22 protein-coding genes and 1 tRNA gene are annotated in these 18,732 nt (G+C 40.6%); 13 read left to right on the forward strand and 10 right to left on the reverse strand.

What is annotated here, in order from left to right; all coding sequences use genetic code 11:
* Positions 1–78: 78 nt before the first annotated feature.
* Entirely contained in the window at positions 79–2,034 is a 1,956-nt protein-coding gene (locus J2755_RS00820) for an ATP-binding protein (protein WP_209678179.1), read from the forward strand.
* Positions 2,035–2,236: 202 nt separating this feature from the next.
* On the opposite strand, the gene J2755_RS00825 is transcribed toward J2755_RS00820, so the two are convergent.
* Both J2755_RS00825 and J2755_RS00830 read right to left on the reverse strand, forming a co-directional pair.
* Positions 2,237–2,416, reverse strand: coding sequence for a hypothetical protein (locus J2755_RS00825; RefSeq protein WP_209678182.1), 180 nt, complete (start codon positions 2,414–2,416; stop codon positions 2,237–2,239).
* A 13-nt stretch (positions 2,417–2,429) separates the two neighbouring features.
* Entirely contained in the window at positions 2,430–3,263 is an 834-nt protein-coding gene (locus J2755_RS00830; protein ID WP_209678185.1) for a TrmB family transcriptional regulator, read from the reverse strand.
* Between the two features lie 163 nt (positions 3,264–3,426).
* Between J2755_RS00830 and J2755_RS00835 the strand changes: the two genes are divergently transcribed.
* Positions 3,427–4,173, forward strand: a complete 747-nt coding sequence (locus J2755_RS00835) for a class I SAM-dependent methyltransferase (RefSeq protein ID WP_209678188.1) — start codon at positions 3,427–3,429, stop codon at positions 4,171–4,173.
* Between the two features lie 58 nt (positions 4,174–4,231).
* Here J2755_RS00835 and J2755_RS00840 read toward each other — a convergent pair whose 3' ends face one another.
* Positions 4,232–4,444, reverse strand: coding sequence for a hypothetical protein (locus J2755_RS00840; protein WP_209678190.1), 213 nt, complete (start codon positions 4,442–4,444; stop codon positions 4,232–4,234).
* A 191-nt stretch (positions 4,445–4,635) separates the two neighbouring features.
* Between J2755_RS00840 and J2755_RS00845 the strand changes: the two genes are divergently transcribed.
* The 4 genes from J2755_RS00845 to J2755_RS00860 are packed head-to-tail and all read left to right on the forward strand — an operon-like array spanning position 4,636 to position 8,090.
* Positions 4,636–5,568, forward strand: a complete 933-nt coding sequence (locus J2755_RS00845; protein WP_209678192.1) for an NAD(P)-dependent alcohol dehydrogenase — start codon at positions 4,636–4,638, stop codon at positions 5,566–5,568.
* A gap of 51 nt (positions 5,569–5,619) precedes the next feature.
* Positions 5,620–6,078: a flavodoxin family protein gene (locus J2755_RS00850; protein ID WP_209678194.1), complete on the forward strand. Its 459-nt coding sequence runs from the start codon at positions 5,620–5,622 to the stop codon at positions 6,076–6,078.
* 14 nt (positions 6,079–6,092) lie between these two features.
* Positions 6,093–7,073, forward strand: a complete 981-nt coding sequence (locus J2755_RS00855) for an NAD(P)-dependent alcohol dehydrogenase (RefSeq protein ID WP_209678195.1) — start codon at positions 6,093–6,095, stop codon at positions 7,071–7,073.
* Between the two features lie 15 nt (positions 7,074–7,088).
* On the forward strand, positions 7,089–8,090 hold the full coding sequence (locus J2755_RS00860; protein WP_209678198.1) for an NAD(P)-dependent alcohol dehydrogenase: 1,002 nt from the start codon (positions 7,089–7,091) through the stop codon (positions 8,088–8,090).
* Positions 8,091–8,136: 46 nt separating this feature from the next.
* Here the strand turns inward: J2755_RS00860 and J2755_RS00865 are convergent, their stop codons facing one another.
* The 3 genes from J2755_RS00865 to J2755_RS00875 all read right to left on the reverse strand — a co-directional run bounded on the left by J2755_RS00865 (position 8,137) and on the right by J2755_RS00875 (position 11,361).
* Positions 8,137–8,664, reverse strand: coding sequence for a DJ-1/PfpI family protein (locus tag J2755_RS00865; protein ID WP_209678201.1), 528 nt, complete (start codon positions 8,662–8,664; stop codon positions 8,137–8,139).
* A 63-nt stretch (positions 8,665–8,727) separates the two neighbouring features.
* Positions 8,728–9,420, reverse strand: a complete 693-nt coding sequence (locus J2755_RS00870) for an HAD family hydrolase (protein ID WP_209678203.1) — start codon at positions 9,418–9,420, stop codon at positions 8,728–8,730.
* 18 nt (positions 9,421–9,438) lie between these two features.
* A complete protein-coding gene (locus tag J2755_RS00875) occupies positions 9,439–11,361 on the reverse strand; it encodes a PAS domain-containing hybrid sensor histidine kinase/response regulator (protein ID WP_209678206.1) in 1,923 nt (640 codons plus the stop codon).
* Between the two features lie 266 nt (positions 11,362–11,627).
* Here J2755_RS00875 and J2755_RS00880 point away from each other — a divergent pair, with 266 nt between their 5' ends.
* The 5 genes from J2755_RS00880 to J2755_RS00900 all read left to right on the forward strand — a co-directional run bounded on the left by J2755_RS00880 (position 11,628) and on the right by J2755_RS00900 (position 13,986).
* Entirely contained in the window at positions 11,628–12,074 is a 447-nt protein-coding gene (locus J2755_RS00880; protein WP_209678208.1) for a 30S ribosomal protein S13, read from the forward strand.
* 12 nt (positions 12,075–12,086) lie between these two features.
* Complete coding sequence (locus J2755_RS00885; RefSeq protein WP_209678211.1) at positions 12,087–12,641, forward strand: 30S ribosomal protein S4; 555 nt, start codon at positions 12,087–12,089, stop codon at positions 12,639–12,641.
* A gap of 16 nt (positions 12,642–12,657) precedes the next feature.
* Complete coding sequence (locus J2755_RS00890; protein WP_209678214.1) at positions 12,658–13,038, forward strand: 30S ribosomal protein S11; 381 nt, start codon at positions 12,658–12,660, stop codon at positions 13,036–13,038.
* A 17-nt stretch (positions 13,039–13,055) separates the two neighbouring features.
* On the forward strand, positions 13,056–13,859 hold the full coding sequence (locus J2755_RS00895) for a DNA-directed RNA polymerase subunit D (RefSeq protein WP_209679828.1): 804 nt from the start codon (positions 13,056–13,058) through the stop codon (positions 13,857–13,859).
* 39 nt (positions 13,860–13,898) lie between these two features.
* Positions 13,899–13,986 (forward strand) — tRNA-Leu (locus tag J2755_RS00900).
* A 44-nt stretch (positions 13,987–14,030) separates the two neighbouring features.
* Here J2755_RS00900 and J2755_RS00905 read toward each other — a convergent pair.
* Complete coding sequence (locus J2755_RS00905) at positions 14,031–14,408, reverse strand: VOC family protein (protein WP_209678217.1); 378 nt, start codon at positions 14,406–14,408, stop codon at positions 14,031–14,033.
* 368 nt (positions 14,409–14,776) lie between these two features.
* Here J2755_RS00905 and J2755_RS00910 point away from each other — a divergent pair, with 368 nt between their 5' ends.
* Complete coding sequence (locus J2755_RS00910; protein ID WP_209678221.1) at positions 14,777–15,643, forward strand: amidohydrolase family protein; 867 nt, start codon at positions 14,777–14,779, stop codon at positions 15,641–15,643.
* Between the two features lie 157 nt (positions 15,644–15,800).
* The gene (locus tag J2755_RS00915; RefSeq protein WP_209678224.1) at positions 15,801–15,959 is read left to right on the forward strand and encodes a hypothetical protein; all 159 of its coding nucleotides are present in this window, start codon (positions 15,801–15,803) and stop codon (positions 15,957–15,959) included.
* Between the two features lie 454 nt (positions 15,960–16,413).
* Here the strand turns inward: J2755_RS00915 and uppS are convergent, their stop codons facing one another.
* The 3 genes from uppS to J2755_RS00930 form a co-directional block, all read right to left on the reverse strand.
* Entirely contained in the window at positions 16,414–17,244 is an 831-nt protein-coding gene (gene uppS / locus J2755_RS00920; protein ID WP_209678227.1) for a polyprenyl diphosphate synthase, read from the reverse strand.
* Positions 17,245–17,257: 13 nt separating this feature from the next.
* Positions 17,258–17,563: a DUF2551 domain-containing protein gene (locus J2755_RS00925; RefSeq protein WP_245312649.1), complete on the reverse strand. Its 306-nt coding sequence runs from the start codon at positions 17,561–17,563 to the stop codon at positions 17,258–17,260.
* A gap of 80 nt (positions 17,564–17,643) precedes the next feature.
* The gene (locus J2755_RS00930) at positions 17,644–18,726 is read right to left on the reverse strand and encodes a radical SAM protein (protein ID WP_209678233.1); all 1,083 of its coding nucleotides are present in this window, start codon (positions 18,724–18,726) and stop codon (positions 17,644–17,646) included.
* Between the last annotated feature and the right edge of the window lie 6 nt (positions 18,727–18,732).

The raw sequence follows: 18,732 nt of genomic DNA on the forward strand, positions 1-18,732 counted from the left end.
ACTTACAAAAAAGTATTATACTAAATTGAAGTATTAATTGTAACTAATTATTATTTCTGATTTTGTAGGTCGCTTGTCATGATTAAAGATGAATCCCAGCCAAATTTGTTTCATCCTCGTTTTAGTAGTCGTTTTTTTGAAAACTATGCTGGAAAAATGATAAGCGATCCTAAAGTAGCAATAATAGAATTAGTAGCAAATTCATGGGATTCTGGAGCAACAGAAGTTAGAATTAAGTGGCCGATTTATCCAGACAATTATTTTGAGATATCTGATAACGGCTGTGGGATGACCAAGGACGAATTTTTAAAGTATTGGAGTGAGTTTAATTATAATCGTGTAGGTGTCCAAGGATCAACTGTAAAAGTTGTAGGGATTAACAAAGACATTGAACGACGAGTTTTTGGAAAAAATGGTAAAGGACGTCATAGTCTTTTCTGTTTTTCAAAGGATTATCAGGTTGAAACTTGGAAAGATGGTTGCCAATCTCTTTTCAATGTATCAATGTCTTCTGGTGATGCTCCTTATACCATTGAATTAGTAAATCGCAATAAACATGATGGAAATGGGACCAAAATACACAGTACTTTCAGCAAAAAATTAGAGCTTTCAAAGTGGTTAGAAATTGGTGAAGTTAAGGACTTGCTTGGAACAAAGTTTATTGTAGATCCCGTTCATTTTAAAATATATTTAAATGATGAACTAATTGAATATTCAGACATATTAGAACATGCAAAAGAATACGTGTATGAATTACCTGATTTTGGAGCTATTAACATATATCTAATTGATAGCAAAGTTGTTGGTAGAACCACTAAGCAGCATGGAGTTGTATGGTGGGTTAATGGTCGATTGGTGGGTGATCATTCTTGGAAAGATTTTAGTGGTAGCTTCTTAGATGGAAGGACAAGTGAAGCAAGAAGATATACAATAATTGTAAAAGCTGATATTTTAGTAGATGATGTTAAAGATGATTGGACTGGATTTAATGAAACTGAAAGGGTAAAACAAGTTAAAGAAAAAATTAACACTTTTATTCTTGAAACAGTTTCAGATTTAATGAAAGATGTTCGGCGTGAGGAAAAAATAAGCATTTTGCAGACTCAAAGGAAAACGCTTAAACAATTGAGTACACCTTCGAGAAATTCGATTGGACATTTTATCACTCAGGTTCAACAAAAGTGTCCTACCATAAAAACAAGTCACTTGGAAAATGTTGTTGAAGTTTTGGCAAACATGGAAAGAAGCAAATCTGTGTATAAATTGTTACGACAGTTGTCTCAATTAACTCCCAATGATATGGACTCCCTATCTCATATTTTGGATGAATGGGATATCATGGATGCAAAAATGGTTTTAGATGAACTTAAGAAAAGGTTAGATTTAATTGAACAGCTTGAAGACATAGTAGAAGATCCAAAAACAGATGAATTGCATGAACTTCAGCCTTTATTTGAATATGGTCTTTGGATATTTGGACCAGAGTATGAAAGTATAGAGTTTTCATCAAATAAATCATTGTCAACAGTCTTAAGAACACATTTTGATAAGCAGGGTGTGAAGGATCTTAGAAATCCACGAAAAAGACCTGATTTTGTTGTTCTTCCTGATTGTTCTTTTGGAGTATATAGTAGCGATAAATATGGTGAAGACGGAGAAAACGTTGAAGTCTGTGGCACTTCTAAAGTTTTAATAATAGAGCTTAAACGGGGTGGTTCAACAATTTCATCTGATCATCTTTATCAAGCTAACAATTATGCGTCTGAGATAAAAACATCAGGGAAAGTGGAACCTGATACTGCAATAGTATGCTACGTATTAGGAACAAAAGTAGATCCAAATTTAGATTGCCTTTCAATGGGTTCGATAACTGTTTGCCCACGGTCCTTTAATTTAGTTTTACGTCAAGCACATTCGAGAACCTTTAAACTAATGGAAAAAATAAAGAAAACCAAGGATATCGAAGACTATTATGACGAAGAAGTTGAAGAAGTCCTTAAGCAAAAAGGCTTTGAAGACTTTGAATATACTTGATTACAAATAACTTAAATAGCAAATAAAAAACCAGACGCTTCATCCTTTCAAAGCTTCTACGACAGTCTCACCGAATTTCTTTGCGCCCATGGGATCACGCCCGGTTACAATCCTGCCTTCCCGGATTAAATCAACATCCTCATACTTGGCATCGTTTTTCTCCAGGAAAACAAAATGGAATGATTATGGTAGAATACTGCCATCACTGCCTGCTTATGTAATAATATCCGAAAGCAGTCAAGGCGATAATTCCAATGAGAAACGCTATTCTCATCCCTCGAGACATTTGAAGCCTTTCTTCTTCGATATCCAGTGAGCTGTTTTCACTGGTGTTTTGCACATCCTCAGCAGCCATTGCTGCATGCATCAATAAAAAGCTCATAACCTGAACCAGTTTATGTGAAATTAACTCGCTTTCCCTTAGTCCAGAGTTCGTCGAATTTATCCTTGAAACGATTTGTATATGACTCATCCTGAATTTGCGTCATACCGAGACTGGTGCCCGTATTAACCTGATCTTCAATATCAATAAAGATAGTCTTTGAATCAAAGATTACAAAATCATAGTCTGTTTCCAAAAACCTTATTTCCATGAATTTCTGGAACTTACTTTTGATTGATTCATCTTCTATTGAACTAATAAGTTCTTTTATTGACGGCAACAGTTGAGAATGGGAATCCAGGATTTTAATATGAACGCCACGTTGTGCCAAATCTAAGTAAGCCTTGCTGAACATTAATATTGAATTATCATACTGCTCTGATGCGCCGGGCTTATACTTAACGGGAGTAACAACACATATCTCATGCTTAATATCCTCAAAAAATGAATTCAACATCTCTTTTAGTTCATCATCATGGAACTTGTCGGGCCAGATTATTGTTTCAACATTCTTTGGAGAATCCCCATTGGAAAGTTGCCGCTTAATTTCAGCAAATGATTCCCTGAGTAGTTTGAGCTCATTGATTGCCTCTTCTTCTCTTCTTTTGTACATTAGTTCAAAAGCGATTTTCGGATCAACAATCCTGTATTTTCGTGGTCTTGAAGGTTTTATTTCCACAAGGCCATACTTGTTTAAATCCCTCAAAATCTCATAGATCTTTCCAATGGGAACTCGTGACAACTGTGATAATTTACTTGCTTCGAGATCTCTTTCTTTCAAAAGCGTCAAATAAACAGATCTCTCATATTTACTTAACCCGATATCTGCAAGTAACTTTTCATCCATCTTTTCACTACTTCTGAGTTTATTGTAGAGTAAAATTGCTAAATAGTCTGCGTGATATTAAGAATCACTGCTTGAACACATAAAATTGTAATTGTCAAAAATCATATTGACTTTATTGCACATTCATATCAAGCACCATAAATGATGATTATAGGTGTAAAAAATGGAATCACCAATTTTTGAAATTTTTGATGGGATGCCCAGACAGGGTCCGGGTAGTAATGAGTGTACTGAAAAAGCCTTTAATTTACTTTCCTCTCTTCCTGCAGGCAGTAAGATCCTTGACATTGGTTGCGGTGTCGGCATGCAGACAGTTCATCTTGCGAAAATCTGCAATGACTGTCACATCACTGCAACTGACATTTACCAGCCTTATCTGAACAAACTGATGGAAAATGCAGCTAAAGAGGGAGTTGATGACAGGATTACCACAGTTTGTGCTTCCATGGATGACCTGCCTTTTGAAGCAGGAGAATTCGACGTAATCTGGTCAGAAGGCTCAATTTTTATTATTGGTTTTGAAAAAGGACTTAGCTACTGGAAACAATTCCTGAAAGAAGGAGGTTATGTGGCTGTTTCAGAGAGTACCTGGTTCACGGATGAGCCTTCTCCTGAAGTGGTTCAATTCTGGCAGGACTGTTATCCTGATATCAAGAATATAGCTGACACTGAAAAAGTTATCGTGGCGGCAGGATATGATATCATTGACCGCTTCAGTCTGCCGAATTCTACCTGGTACGATTTTTACGCCAATCTGGAAAAAAGAGTTGATGAAATCGGTGATAAGTATAAAGGAAATGCCGATGCAGAAGCAATAATTGAGTTTAACAGACGGGAGATAAAACTCTTCAGGGAACACCCGGATGAATATGGTTATACGTTCTTCATTTTACAGAATAACAGAGATTAATGATATGTTACTAATGAGCAATTAAGTGACTCTGAAATTTTAAAAATCAAAGCAGCAATCACTGCCTGCTTATGAAATAATATCCGAAAGCAGTCGAGATGACAATTCCGATGAGAATCGCTGCTCCTACCTTTGGAGGGATTTGAGGATTTTCTTTTTCCATTTCCAGCGAGCTGTTTTCACTGGTGTTTTGCTCATCTTCAGCAGCCATCGCCACAGGTATCATGCAGAGGCACAACACCAGAGCAATTGATATCATCAATTTCTTCATTTTTCCACTAATCCTATTATTCCCGTATTAGATAGAATTTGTTGCTTAGAGGGGAATGATTTCAATAGGGTTTTTTGTCCTTGGGGATGTTGTGGAAATCCAGACAAAACCATCGGTATCAATGTGGTTCCTTTGGAGAAACAGCCACAAACTAAATTACATAAGCAGTCCAAAATAAATAAGGGTGTGCTATGAAAGCCTTTGTCTACAACAAATACGGATCAGCCGATGTTCTCCAGCTCAAAGAAGTGGATAAACCGATTCCCAGAGACAATGAAGTCCTCATCAAAATCCATGCGACAACCGTGACCATCGGGGATACGATAATGCGAAGCTTTAAGCTTCCCACCCCTCGCTGGCAATGGATTCCGGCACGACTTTACCTGGGTATAAGAGGTCCAAGACGGCATGTTCTCGGAATGGAGCTTGCCGGAGAGATTGAAGCCTTGGGACAGGATGTGACACGCTTTAGTGTCGGGGATCAGGTTTTTGCATCCACATTCAGGGAGAATTTTGGTGGGCATGCTGAGTACAAATGCATGCCTGAAGACGGGGTTATGGCACTAAAACCGGAGAATCTCACTTATGAGGAAGCCGCTGCCGTTCCCGGTGGAGGGATGACGGCACTCCAACTTCTCAGGAAAGGCAATATCGAGAGTGGCCAGAAAGTCTTGATCAATGGTGCTTCAGGGGCGGTGGGTACCAATGCGGTACAGCTTGCAAAGCACTTTGGCGCGGAAGTAACCGGTGTGTGCAGCACTGCAAATCTGAAACTGGTAGAATTGATGGGAGCCGATAAAGTCATTGATTACACAAGAGAGGATTTTACTCAAAACGGGGAGATGTATGACATTGTTCTTGATGCGGTGGGCAAACTTCCTTCTTCAAAAGCCAAGCAGGTTCTTAAGCAAGGCGGAGCCTACATCAATGTTCTTGCTTCAGCAGATGATGGTGATACCATTGAAAACTTAACTTTCCTCAAAGAGCTAATTGAGGCAGGGAGGTTGAAACCTGTCATTGATCGAATCTATCAGTTTGAGCAGATTCCCGAAGCTCACAGGTATGTAGAGCAGGGGCACAAGAAGGGGAATGTGGCTATAACCGTTGCAAGTGACAATACATAAGCCGGGAAAACAATTACACATTGCATCCATATTACCAAAGGAGAATGAGCAATGAACTCTCTCATAATCGTCAAATCCATACATCAGGGAAATACCCTGAAAATTGCGGAGAGGATGGCACAGGTATTGGGTGCGGATCTAGTCGGGCCTGAAGATGTAGATTTGCAGAAAATCAATGACTACGACCTAATTGGCTTTGGCTCAGGTATCTATTCCAACAAGCATCATGATTCTCTTTTCGATTTGGTGGATAAGTTACCGAATCTAAATGGGAAGAAAGTGTTTGTATTCTCCACCTCCGCAATGATAAGGAAATCCGATCATAGTAAATTAGAAAGCAGTTTGGAAGAGAAGGGTGCAGTGATCGTAGACGAATTCTTTTGTAAAGGCCTCAACAAGAACAGCTTCATGAAATACATCGGTGGGATGAATAAAGGCAGACCCAATGAAGATGATTTCAAAAGAGCTGATGAATTTGTAGGTAAAATGAAAGGCAATAATTTCGATTGATAGGATGTCATGTCATGAAAGCTGTTGTAAATGAAAGATACGGATCACCTGATGTACTTGAACTAAAAGAGGTTCCTAAACCAATTCCAAAAGACAATGAGATTCTCATCAAAATACATGCGACCACAGTGAACAGGACCGATTGTGGATTTCGAAATGCAGATCCTTTTTTTGTAAGATTTTTCCTTGGCATTACGAAACCAAAACAGAAAATACTCGGGAGTGAATTTGCCGGGGCAATTGAATCCATTGGCAGGGATGTAACGTTGTTTCAGGTGGGTGACAAAGTTTTTGGACACACCGGGGACAAAATGGGTGCACATGCAGAGTATATCTGCCTGGCCGAAGACGATCCTATTGCGATAAAACCGGAAAACCTGGATTATGAAGAAGCCGCTTCGATATGTGATGGGGCTTCCCTTGCATTAACCTATATCAGCAGATCAAATCTCCAAAAAGGAAAACGCATTTTGATCTATGGTGCTTCCGGATCCATCGGTACAGCAGCGGTTCAGCTGGCAAAGTACTATGGGGCAGAAGTTACCGCAGTCTGCAGTACCACAAATCTGGAAATGGTAAAATCCCTCGATGCTGACAGGGTCATTGATTACACTCAAGAGGATTTTACAAAAGATGACCAAACACATGACATCGTTTTTGATGCGGTTGGTAAAAGCTCATTTTCACGCTGTAAAAGCCTGCTGAAAAAGGGTGGAATCTATTTTTCAACAGAACTGGGATTTCTGGCCCAGAACCCCCTCTTACACATATGGACATCGAAAATTGGAAGTAAAAAAGTGATGTTTCCGCTCCCCAAATATACAAGGGAGGATGTGGCTTTTTTCAGGGAACTTATTGAAGAGGGTAAGCTCAAACCGGTAATTGACAGGAAGTATCCGCTGGAGCAAATTGTCGATGCTTACAGATATGTTGAAAAAGGGCATAAGAAGGGAAATGTAGTCATAACTGTAGGAAAGAGTAACAATACCGAATAATTAGGAAGGCTACTGATGAAAGCAATTGTATGCACAAGATACGGCCCACCTGAAGTTCTTCAGCTTAGAGAGGTTCCAAAACCCATCCCAAAAGATAATGAAGTTCTCATAAAAATCCATGCCACATCAGTAACAACCGGTGACTCCAATGCCCGGGATTTTGTTTATATTCCGCCCGGTTTAGGACTTCTGGCGCGCTTGATGCTTGGCATCACAAAACCAAAGAAAAGCATGCTAGGATCTGTGTTTGCCGGAGAAATTGAAGCAGTTGGAAAAGACGTTAAATTGTTTAATGTGGGTGACCGGATCTTTGGAGGTGATGGTGATGGTATGGGTGCTTATGCAGAGTACAAATGTATGTCTGAAGACGGATTGCTTGCAGCAAAACCGGCTAATCTGACGTATGAGGAAGCTGCAGTAATTCCTTTCGGCGCTCTGACTTCCTTGTATTTCCTCAGAGACAGGGCAAATGTTCGAAATGGACAAAAAGTCCTTGTAAATGGTGCTTCAGGGGGGGTCGGTACTTCTGCTGTACAAATTGCCAAAGCCTTTGGTGCAGAAGTAACAGGTGTATGCAGCACTCGAAATCTGGAATTGGTGACGTCTCTGGGTGTCGATAAGGTAATTGATTATACGAAAGAGGATTTCACTAAAAACGGCGAGTCTTATGATATCATTTTGGACACGGCAGTGGGAACAACATCGTTTTCAAAATGTAAAAAATCGCTGAGTCAGGATGGTTTCTATCTTGCAGTTGCAGGTGGTTTAAAAGATCTATTTCAAATGCTCTGGACTTCGAGAATTGGCAGCAAGAAAGTGATCTTTGGCGGAGGAGGGGCATGCGAGAAAAAAGAGAATTTGTTTTTCCTCAAAGAGCTTCTTGAATCTGGAAAATTAAAACCGGTTTTAGACAGAAGCTATCCGCTGGAACAAATTGCAGAAGCTTTTAACTATCTTGAAAAAGGCCAAAAGAAAGGAAACGTGGCTATAACTGTAAAACACAATGATGAAAAATAAGAGAATTTGGAAATATAAATCCTGAAAAGAAAAAGTGGGTGAAAGCTTATCCCTTCAAAGCTTCCACGACAGTCTCGCCAAATTTCTTTGCGGCCTTTGGATCACGTCCGGTCACTATCTTTCCTTCCCGTAGTACATCAGTATCTTCGTATTTGGCACCGTTTTTCTTAAGGGCCTTAATGGCAGTTTTTTCCGCAAAAACGGTACTCTTTTTGCCTTTCAGAAGTCCTGCTTTTGCAAGTACCACCGGGGACAGGCAAATGGCTGCAACAACCTTTCCGCTTTTCTCTGCATCTTTTGCAAGACTCCTGAGTTTCACGTTATCCCACAGGAACTTAACGGAACCTCCGCCTCCCACTATCACAACTGAATCATAATCATCTGCATTTGCATCTGCAATTGCAATGTCAGGTTTTACTTTCTCACCCTTCGCTCCCCGTGCCGTTTCGGTTGAATTGCTGGCAACTGTTACATCATAACCATTCTTCTCGAAAACTTTCCGGGGATCCAGATATTCCTCATCCCTGAAGTTTTCCTGTGCTATAACCATCAGAATTTTCTTACTGTCGGCCATTCCTTGATCACTCCTGCACTACCTTCATGTCTATTGGTATATAGCAATAGCGGGAATTCGCTCTCAAAGGCTTGTTTTTTCCAGTTTTTCAAGAATAGTTGTCAGTTCCTTAATGTCCTGAAGGACAAAATCAGCTGTACCATTCTTTTCCTCATGATCATTCCGGTCACCATACGCAGCATGGGCTGTAATCATACCTATTTTCTTTGCGGGTTCAATATCCCTTCGCATGCTGTCCCCCACATAAATACAGTTCTGGGGCAGAAGATCGCATTTTTCCAGTGCGAATCTGAATACTTGCTCAGACGGTTTTTTTGCTTTTGTCATGTCACAGGTAATAATTTCATCTACCATTCCCAGAATCCCTGTTTTTTCCAGCCGGTACAATGTCCCGTCAGTATGGGCATCTGTCACAACAGCTACCTTGAGTTCCCTGCGATTGATGCTGCACAGTGTATCTTTCACATTCGGATATAGCTCAATATTCTCAAGTTTTACTTTCTCGTAGATGGATATGCATTCCTCAAAAACATGCTCAGTAAACAGTTCCTTTTCATGCAGGTAATCACTGATGTTTAGCGGATGCTCAAAATCATAGACTCCTCGTCTGAAATAACTAAACAATTCTTCAGAAGAACCTTCCCCTAGATATTCAATTACTACCCTGCAGGCTTCAAGTTTCGCGCTTACAAAATCAAAAAGGGTGTTATCCATATCAAGGAAAACTCCCTCTATTTTAGCGACTCGGGTAATCATGTTTTCTGTTCCTGAAAATCAGGCAATATGTAAGGAGCTCAATTCCTTTGCAAGATCGATAAGCTCTTTGTGATTGAATTTACCCTTGTTCAGGACAACGGTAACATTTTCCCTGAGCATTTTATTATTGTCCGATGTCAGCTCCTTTGCAGTACAAACCAGAATGGGAATATTCGCTGTTTCTTCCTCCGCTTTCAAAGTTTCAATCACGTCAAAACCGGAAACTTCCGGCATCATTAAATCCAGGGTTATCAGGCATGGTTTCTCACTTTTTGCGAGTTCAATTCCTTCTTTGCCTCCCCTTGCCTCGATGATCTCATAGCCTTCCGGTTTCAGGATGGAAACAATAAGCTCCCTATCATCCGAGTTATCATCAATTACAAGTATCACTGGATTTTCTGTGGTGCATGAGTGACGAAATCTTTCAAGGGTATGGAGGAGGTCTTCCCTGTCAACAGGTTTTACAAAGTAATCTTCCGCATTGACTGTTTTATTATTATAGCACTGATCCAGAACGGAAATCATAATTACGGGAATGTCTTTTGTTTCTTCGTCTTCTTTCAATTCCCTGAGAACCTGCCAGCCATCCTTTCCAGGCATCATTATATCTGTTGTAATGGCAAATGGTTTCACTTTTTTGACAGCCTCCATAACTCTGTCTCCTCTGTCCACTTCTACTACATCATATCCCAGTGAAAGCAATGTGGCGGTGAGTAATTCCCTTGCATCATCTTCATCCTCTGCAACCAGTATTGTTGAATTTTTGTTCTTATTTTCGGATGTAATTGGAATTTCGGGTTCAAATGCCTCTTTCTCCTGCGCAAGATTTGTTTCGGTAGCTGTTTGCTGATCGGGGATTGTAAACGAAAAAGTGCTTCCTTTTCCTACCTCACTCTGCACAGATACCCTTCCTTCATGCAGGTCCACGAATTTCTTCACAAGAGCAAGACCAAGGCCTGTTCCGCCGTATTTGCGATCTGCAGAAGAATCCAGTTGCACAAACGGTTTAAATATTTTCTCCATGTCATCGGGAGCGATTCCAACACCTGAATCCCTTATGGATACCTGTAATTCCCCATCTTTTTTTTCGGCAGTAAGTTCAATTTTTCCTCCTTCCGGAGTGAACTTGATTGCATTGTTGAGTAGATTGTAAAGTGTCTGCTTGAATTTACCTTTGTCAGCAAGCACCTCTCCTGCATCACGTGAATCAATATTCAGTTCGATTCTGCTTTTTGCTGCAAGAGGAGATGCAACAGTTGTTACTTCACTAATTGCTTTCTGGACTTCAAATATCTCAGGACTGAGTTTCACCTTCCCAGCTTCAATTTTAGATAAATCAAGAATGTCATTTATTAAATCAAGGAGATGCTTTCCGCTTTTATGTATGTTGGCCACATACTTTTTTTGCCTGTCATCAGGAGTTAAAGGATCACAATCGATCAATAATTCTGAAAAACCAATGATTGAATTTAGTGGCGTGCGCAATTCATGGCTCATGGTTGCGAGGAATTCACTTCTTGCCCGGTTGGCAACTTCGGCAGCAATTCGTGCTTCTTCAATTTCCAGTTTTGTATCTTCTTTTTCAGAGGTGTCTGTTACGATGCAAAGTATTGCATGGTTTTCATTATATTCAATCAGACTGCAATTTGCTTTTGCTGGAAAAGTATGTCCGTTTTTCTCCAGGTGGTGATAATCAAAAGCCACTTCTTTTTTTTCCTGGATTTCATTGAAAGAATCAGTAACTATGGCTGCGGATTCTGCGGCACATAGTTCTTTAAACCTGATGCCATGAATCTCTTCTTCCTGATAGCCTAGTTTATCACACGCAATTTTGTTTGCATCAAGGATAGTCCCGTTTAGATCACTGATGAAAACTGCATCATTGGTATTTGTAAAAAGAGCCCGAAACAAATTCTCCGGTTTGGATGGTTTTTTCACCATTATAGGTTCTCCCTTAATAGTCACTTTTTCTTTGATGTTATTTTATTTATAGGAGCTTGCTCTTCCATGGGAATAAACCTCCTGCCCAATACAATATTTCCCGGAAACATCAGCTTCTTTTTGTGACAATTAAGGTTATATACCTAAAAGGGTATATTGAGCCAAGCCTTTCAGGTCTTATAAATATTTTATAAAGCTGAATGGCTGTGCCGAAAATAATTTTTCGGGGCTACGGGATGTGTTTTGCATCCTTAAGGAGGAATATAATGGCAGAAGATGAAATAAGACATCTTGTCCGTATCATGAATACGGACCTTCAGGGCAGCCAACCTGTCCAGTATGCTCTTACCGGTATCAAGGGCATCGGCAGGAGAACTGCACGTATTATCACAGAATCTACAGGTGTAGATCCTACTGCAACTATCGGTTATCTTCCAGATGAGGACATTGCCAAACTGGATGAAACCATTAGCACTTTTGAACAGCATCTTCCAAACTGGATGCTCAACAGGCGTAAAGATTTCGCAACCGGTGAAGACAAGCATCTCCTTGGTCAGGACATCGCAATGACCATAAGGGAGGACCTCAACGATCTCAAGAAAGTTCGTGCATACCGTGGTATCAGGCACGAGAGAGGTCTTAAGGTGCGTGGTCAGAGGACAAAGTCCACTGGCAGAAGAGGCTCAACTATTGGTGTCAGCAAGAAGAAGTGAAGGTGATTAGGAATGGTTTATCCAGGAAAAAGACGAAAAAGCTATGACACCCCAAACCACCCATGGCAGGCTGCCAGGATGGCTACTGAAGTTGAACTTGTCAAGAAATACGGTCTCAGGAACAAGAAGGAACTCTGGAAAGCACACAGTATCCTTCGTCGCTACAGGGCTGACGCAAGGCGTCTTTTGGCCGAATCTGCAGAAGCTGAACTTTCAGGACATGCAAAGACAGAAGCAGATCAGATTCTTTCAAAGCTTATAAGATACTCAATTCTCAAACCAGACTCCAATGTCGATGATATCCTTGGTCTTACTACTGAAACTGTACTGGAGCGCAGGTTGCAGACTATTGTCCACAGGCTTGGTCTAGCAAGAACTCCTAAACAGGCTCGCCAGTTCATCACACATGGACACATTGCAATCGAAGGAAAGAGAGTTACAGTTCCAAGCATGCTGATCTCCAAGGAAGATGAAATGAATATCGACTACTACACCAAATCACCAATGGTCAGTGAATCCCATCCGGAAAGGCCTGCTCAGGTGGCATCATCCCTGGTTGAGGAGTAAACAGGAGGTTTAAATTATGGCAGATGGAATTTGGGCCGTTGCACATATTAAATGTTCATTCAATAACACTATTATCACCATAACTGATGTTACTGGTGCTGAAACTATTGCAAAGTCATCAGGTGGTATGGTTGTTAAAGCTGCAAGAGACGAGAGTTCTCCGTACACTGCTATGCAAATGGCAGGGCAGCTGGCTGATACCCTTAAGGACAAAGGCGTAATCGGAGTTCACATCAGGGTGCGTGCACCGGGTGGAAACAAACAGAGAAGCCCCGGTCCAGGGGCACAGGCAGCCATCCGGGCATTTGCTCGTGCCGGAATAAGGATTGGTCGCATTGAAGATGTAACTCCTGTCCCACACGACGGAACCCGTCCAAAAGGCGGCAGACGCGTATAATAAAGGAGCTGAGGTTCCTGAATATGGAAGTCGATTTACTGGAATTATCGGACCGTTCTGCAAGATTCATTCTCTCCGGAGTAGATGCATCATTTGCAAACGGATTGAGGCGGGCTATGCTCGCCGATGTTCCCACATTGGCAATTGAAGAAGTTGGAATTTATAACAACACTTCAGTGCTTTATGACGAACAGATAGGTCTGAGAATGGCACTCATCCCAATTGCTACAAACTTTGAGGAGTTTGTACCTCATACTGAGTGTTCATGTGAAGACGGTTGTCCGGCATGCAGTGTAGCTTTTACCCTAAGTGTGGAAGCGGAGGACGAGGAACGTATGGTTTACTCAGGTGACCTTGTTTCTTCAGATCCAAAAGTTTCTCCTGCAGATTCCAGTATTCCTATAGTCCTGCTTAAACCCGGTCAAAAGTTGGTTTTGGAAGCAACTGCAACCATGGGATTTGGACATGATCATGCCAGATGGCAGGCAGGTGTTGCTTGTGGTTACAAGAACATGCCTGTGATTGACATTCATGATTGTGACCGCTGTGGTGCATGTGTTACAGTCTGCCCGAGAGACATCCTTGTTCTCGGGGAAGAATCTGCAGAAGTTGTGGAAGATGGCACATTGCGATGTTCTCTTTGCAAGCTTTGTGTAGGTTCCTGTGACATTGATGCCATTGATGTAACAGAAGATGTAAATTCATTCATTTTCACTATGGAATCCGATGGCTCCTACAGTGCTCAACAGTTAATTATAAATGCTGTTAGTACTATTAAGGAAAAAGCTTCCAGCCTCGATATGATTCTGGGAGAACTGTAACGGAAAGACGTCAAAATCTTTCCTTTTTTATACCCCTGTGCGGGGGTTGCCGAGCCAGGCCAAAGGCGCTAGGTTGAGGGCCTAGTTTCGTAGGAATCCGCGAGTTCGAATCTCGTCCCCCGCACCAAACACTTTTTTACTGATTTTTTTGCACGAAGAAATTTTATTTTTTTATTTCATAGCTGGTTCCATTATGCCAATCAGGTTACCTTCAATATCATTAATTCGGGCATAGCTTCCCACGCCTGGAATATCGACAGGTTCCATCACCATTTCTGCGCCTGCATCCTTTGCCTTATTCAGGGATTCCTGCATATTTTGTACAACAATAACAAGTACGGGTGATTCGGCAGGATCTTCAGTTGCCATCCCTCCGTTTATGCTCCCAACCTCTTTTGGCATGAATTGCTCATCGATTTCGGTTGTGTAAATCATGGTGTAGTTCATTTCCGGAAGGTCCTGGAACTGCCAGTCGAAAACGTTGCCATAGAATTCTTTCATCTTTTCCTTGTTCTTTGCCGGTATTTCAAAATGTGCTACTGGATCCATTTAATCAAACCCCATTTGTCAATACAGGAAGGTTAAGGCTACGCCTATTTTGTATTCAAATTTAAGGCACCAACTATTCCCACCTGTGTAAGATAATTCTTGCTGTTTTCTATATAAGCATTTTCTTCAAGAGCACTTCATTAACTTCGTAACAAAGTATTCTTCCTTTTGAAAAGTACAACGCCATTTGAAAACTTTTAAACCATTTCGCAATTTGATCTCCGTTAGGTTATGTATCATCAATCATAATGATTTATTGTTCAGATTTTGTAGGTGGGGTCCAGACTCCCTCTGTCTGCATCTTCACTTATATTGCGTAAACAGGATAGCTGTAGCTTTGCATTTTCCTTGATATTCGGGTGGTAAAAATGAAAATCAGGATCAATGATGCTCACTGTCACTATGGTACTAATTCAATGTTAATGACAATGGCTCTGCGCCCAACAAAAAAGTTTAGTAATGACTTCGGGGAGCTGGAGGGCATTATGGAAAGTAACAACGTGGAGAACTGTGTTCTTTTTTCTCAGCCTGAACCTGCAAACACTTTTGGTCACATATGGAGAGGGCTTTACTATCATCTCTGGAACGTTTCTACGGATTCCCAGGAGCCATATTTCGGATGGAGAATAAATTACACTAAAGCTAATGAGAAAATCTCTAAGATTAAAGATAAGCACGTGAATTTCATACCATTTCTCTCAGCCAGTGATGGCATCGAAGAGATAGAGAAATATGTAGATGAACGTGGCAATTCTCCACGTGGGATCAAATACTACGGAATCTACGGCGATATTCCAAATTTGAATATTCTCCAGTATCTCAATGAACATGAAATGAGTATGGTACTCCACCTTCCCATGAAATGCAGAAAATGTCCTCAGAAACTCCTTGACACAGTAGGCAGGTATCCTGATCTAAAATTCCAGCTTGCACATATGGGTGATGGGATTCCTGAGATATTGAGCTCATTGTGGGAGTTTGACAATCTATATCTTGACACTGCGATGATAACCAATGAAGCCTACCAAAATTTGTACAGGAAACAGGGAACCACAATGGAAGAAATGATCCAGAATGCACCTGAAAGTAAAATTTTGTTTGGTTCTGATGAGCCCTGGGGTTCTCTTGGGGAGCAGGCTAAAAGCATTGTAGACTTACAATTTAGCGGTATCCTTTCTGCAAGAGATGTTGACAATATATTGTATCAGAATGCCAGAACTGTCTGGGCACTCTAATCACCTCTTTTTCAGGCAATGATACAATAATGCTCTTGCAGTCTTTTTTTCTATATTTTATTTATTTAATTTTGTATTTATGAAACAATACTTATGCTTATATATTATAACTAAGAAACACATTTCCACCACTTTATCGATAAAGTGGAGGTTGTCTATGGATCTAAAAAATAAAAACGGAGAACTTTTGAATCGCGATAGTAGTGAAACTCCTTCTCTTTTACCTGTATACCGGGGTTTTCTTCTAGCTAGCTACAAGGATGCAAAGAAGGTTCATCCAAGATTGAGCAATTTCTCTTTGTTTTTGCTCAGTTAACTCAACACAAAAGAAGCAACGTTCGATAGTGACTCTTTTCGTTACAGCCTTGTGCTGCATGGCGGGAAGAGTCTGTTTTGTATTTAGCAAATGCAGCATTGTTCTTATCTGGAATGCTGATGAAGTCTGATGAGGCTATTTTTTGTGGAATACTCCGTCTCTTCGATAAAGGGATGAAATATACAAAACGAAAGTTGGTTTTGATTTTTCTGGCAACTTAAATACTTTCACCCTGCTTGGCACGTCTTATAATATTCTAACTGCCTACTAGTATCTGAGGTGAATTAAAATGGATGAATTCTTCAAAGGACTTGTTGAGAGGACCGAACAATACGAGAAATACGATCATTTCAGGCATTCCAAAGAAAAAACCAGATAATCTATAACCATGGCTGTGTTTCCATCCTCAACCCGTCATTCTTTTGACACAGCCATTTTCTTCTAAATCTTATTTTTAGTTATGAGATTCACAGGATAGGCGGTGTGTCCTTTTTGAAAGTAATTTTTCTTTCTCAGCAGTTCTTTGCTGGTAAAGCCTTATTGACCTGAGGAAATCAATTTTCCTGAAATCAGGCCAATATGGTGCACAAAAGTAGGTTGCACATTCATTTCCACTGGCTTGCCATGGCAGGAAATTTGACAACCTTTCATCTCCACCTGTACGGATAATCAGGTCCACATCGGATACAGGAGCATCTTTTTCTGGGTATAGATGTTGCGATATTGTGGAGTCTGTCAGTTCAGAAATCTCCATTTCATCTTTTTGCACTTTTTTTGCAATTTCCCTGATTGCCTGCACAAGATCCTGTCTCCCTCCGTATGCGATTGCAACATTGAGGGTAAATTCATTGTATCCTGAAGTAACCTGTTCAACTTTCCTAACGCTTTTCAGCAAATCTTCCGGAAGAAGTGTCCGATCTCCTATAACACGCACTTTTAGTTCACGCTGGTGGGTCCTTTCATCCGTACACAATTCTTCGAGTTTTACTTTGATTAAATCAAAAATGCTGTTCTTTTCCGACTGTGGCCGATGAAAATTCTCAGTTGAAAATGCATAAACTGTGAGTTCATTTATCCCAATATCATAAGCCCATTCGATAACATTTTCCGTAATGTTTGCACCAACACGATGGCCGTAATGCTTCATTTTGCCTAATTTCTGTGCAAAACGCCGGTTGCCATCCATAATAATTGCAACATGTGACGGGAGAGGCGCTTTCCGAATCTCCCTTATTAGAAAATCTTCGTATCCCTTATACACCAGCTCAAGGAGCTTGTTTGGCATTTCTATCACGTTTTTAATAGTTTTCCAGAACAGAATCAACGATGTTCCTGTAATCATCTTTCAACAGGTAAATATTATGATCGCCGGTAACATCAATGCTAAGAATGCCAAGGCGTGTGTTCATAAGCCCGACCATGGCTGAAACTCCCCGGTAGCTTACATCGAAGTCTTTCTTGTGAAGAAACTCATAGATATCTCCGGTGGTATATCGACCACCATCTAAAAACAATTTAAGAACAACCTTACGGATGCCTGTGTCATCACGACCCAAGTACTTGATAAGCCTTGCCCGCACCCTGTCCTCAATGGTTTCCTCCAGCCCGAACACCTCAACTAAATTATGTTATTTTGGTTTATATATTTATTCTAAATGACAATATGCTATGCGCTTCGGGAATCTTATCCATCTATAGCGTTTTTATTTATAAGTTTTGGGTTTAAAAGTGGCATACTTTCTACAATTATCCCATCTTTTATGGGATATTTTTCTACGATTGTCATACTTCCGTATCCCTGGATAAATTCTGCCATTTCTTCAAGGACCCATGCGGCAATCTCTATGGATTCTCCGATGATTTCATAGAGGTCTTCAGGAACTTCGTTTTCCAGCAGGATTTTCTTTACTTCATCTGTTTTGTCTGTGTTGATAATCCCAAACACAATGGTGCCATCATCGGTAATCATCTCAAATGGTCGACTACTGACCTCGGCAGTTCTTAGTAACCTTTTTCGTAATTGTATAGCGTCTTTGTATCTGGATGAGCAAAAATGCCCTTTCATTATCCCGTTAATAGCCTTTATAGCAGCGCTACGTGATCCAAGTACCGCATTTGATATATCGTCCACAAGAACAAAACTGCGCTCTTTTAGGGCTTCTGCATTAGTATCAGAAAATTCCAGTTCATTGAGATTCACAAAATAATCATTTTTTGAAGCAAATTTGATTAAAGCTTCAACTCCTTCAATCGAAGGCAGCTCAAATCCGGTTTCAATTCCCAACTTGCTGGTTTCGGCCATGCTCCCTGCGTAGGGTGTATCTTTGATTTTTTCCCATACACTTTGAGGAGGATGAAACCTTATTTCATCCAGACCGGCTTCGGCAAGTTCAGAAACAGTAGTTTTGTCCGGTGCAGATGCAGTATAAAGGTGAATATGATGTTTTTTTCCGAAAGTATTTTTTAGCAAATTGATGTAGCGCAGTACTAACTCTTTCTCAATTAGGGGTTCACCACCAGTAATGCCTGTACCCAATGCATCCATTCGATTTGCTTCTTCAATTATGTCAAGATCCTTTGATATCGGCTGCTCGTTAGCATAGACCTGTTTCCCCTTTCTTTCCTCTGATATAGGGCAGTAAAAACAGCTTTTGTCACAAATTCCTGTTACAAACAGGACCATTTTTGCTCCTTCCTGGCAGAGCTTACAGCCTTCGGTAAGATAAGTATGGAATGAATCGGCATCTCCCTGTTTGATATCCCTCATTATGCT

The organism is Methanohalophilus levihalophilus, from assembly GCF_017874375.1.
In the GTDB taxonomy this organism is placed as follows: domain Archaea; phylum Halobacteriota; class Methanosarcinia; order Methanosarcinales; family Methanosarcinaceae; genus Methanohalophilus; species Methanohalophilus levihalophilus.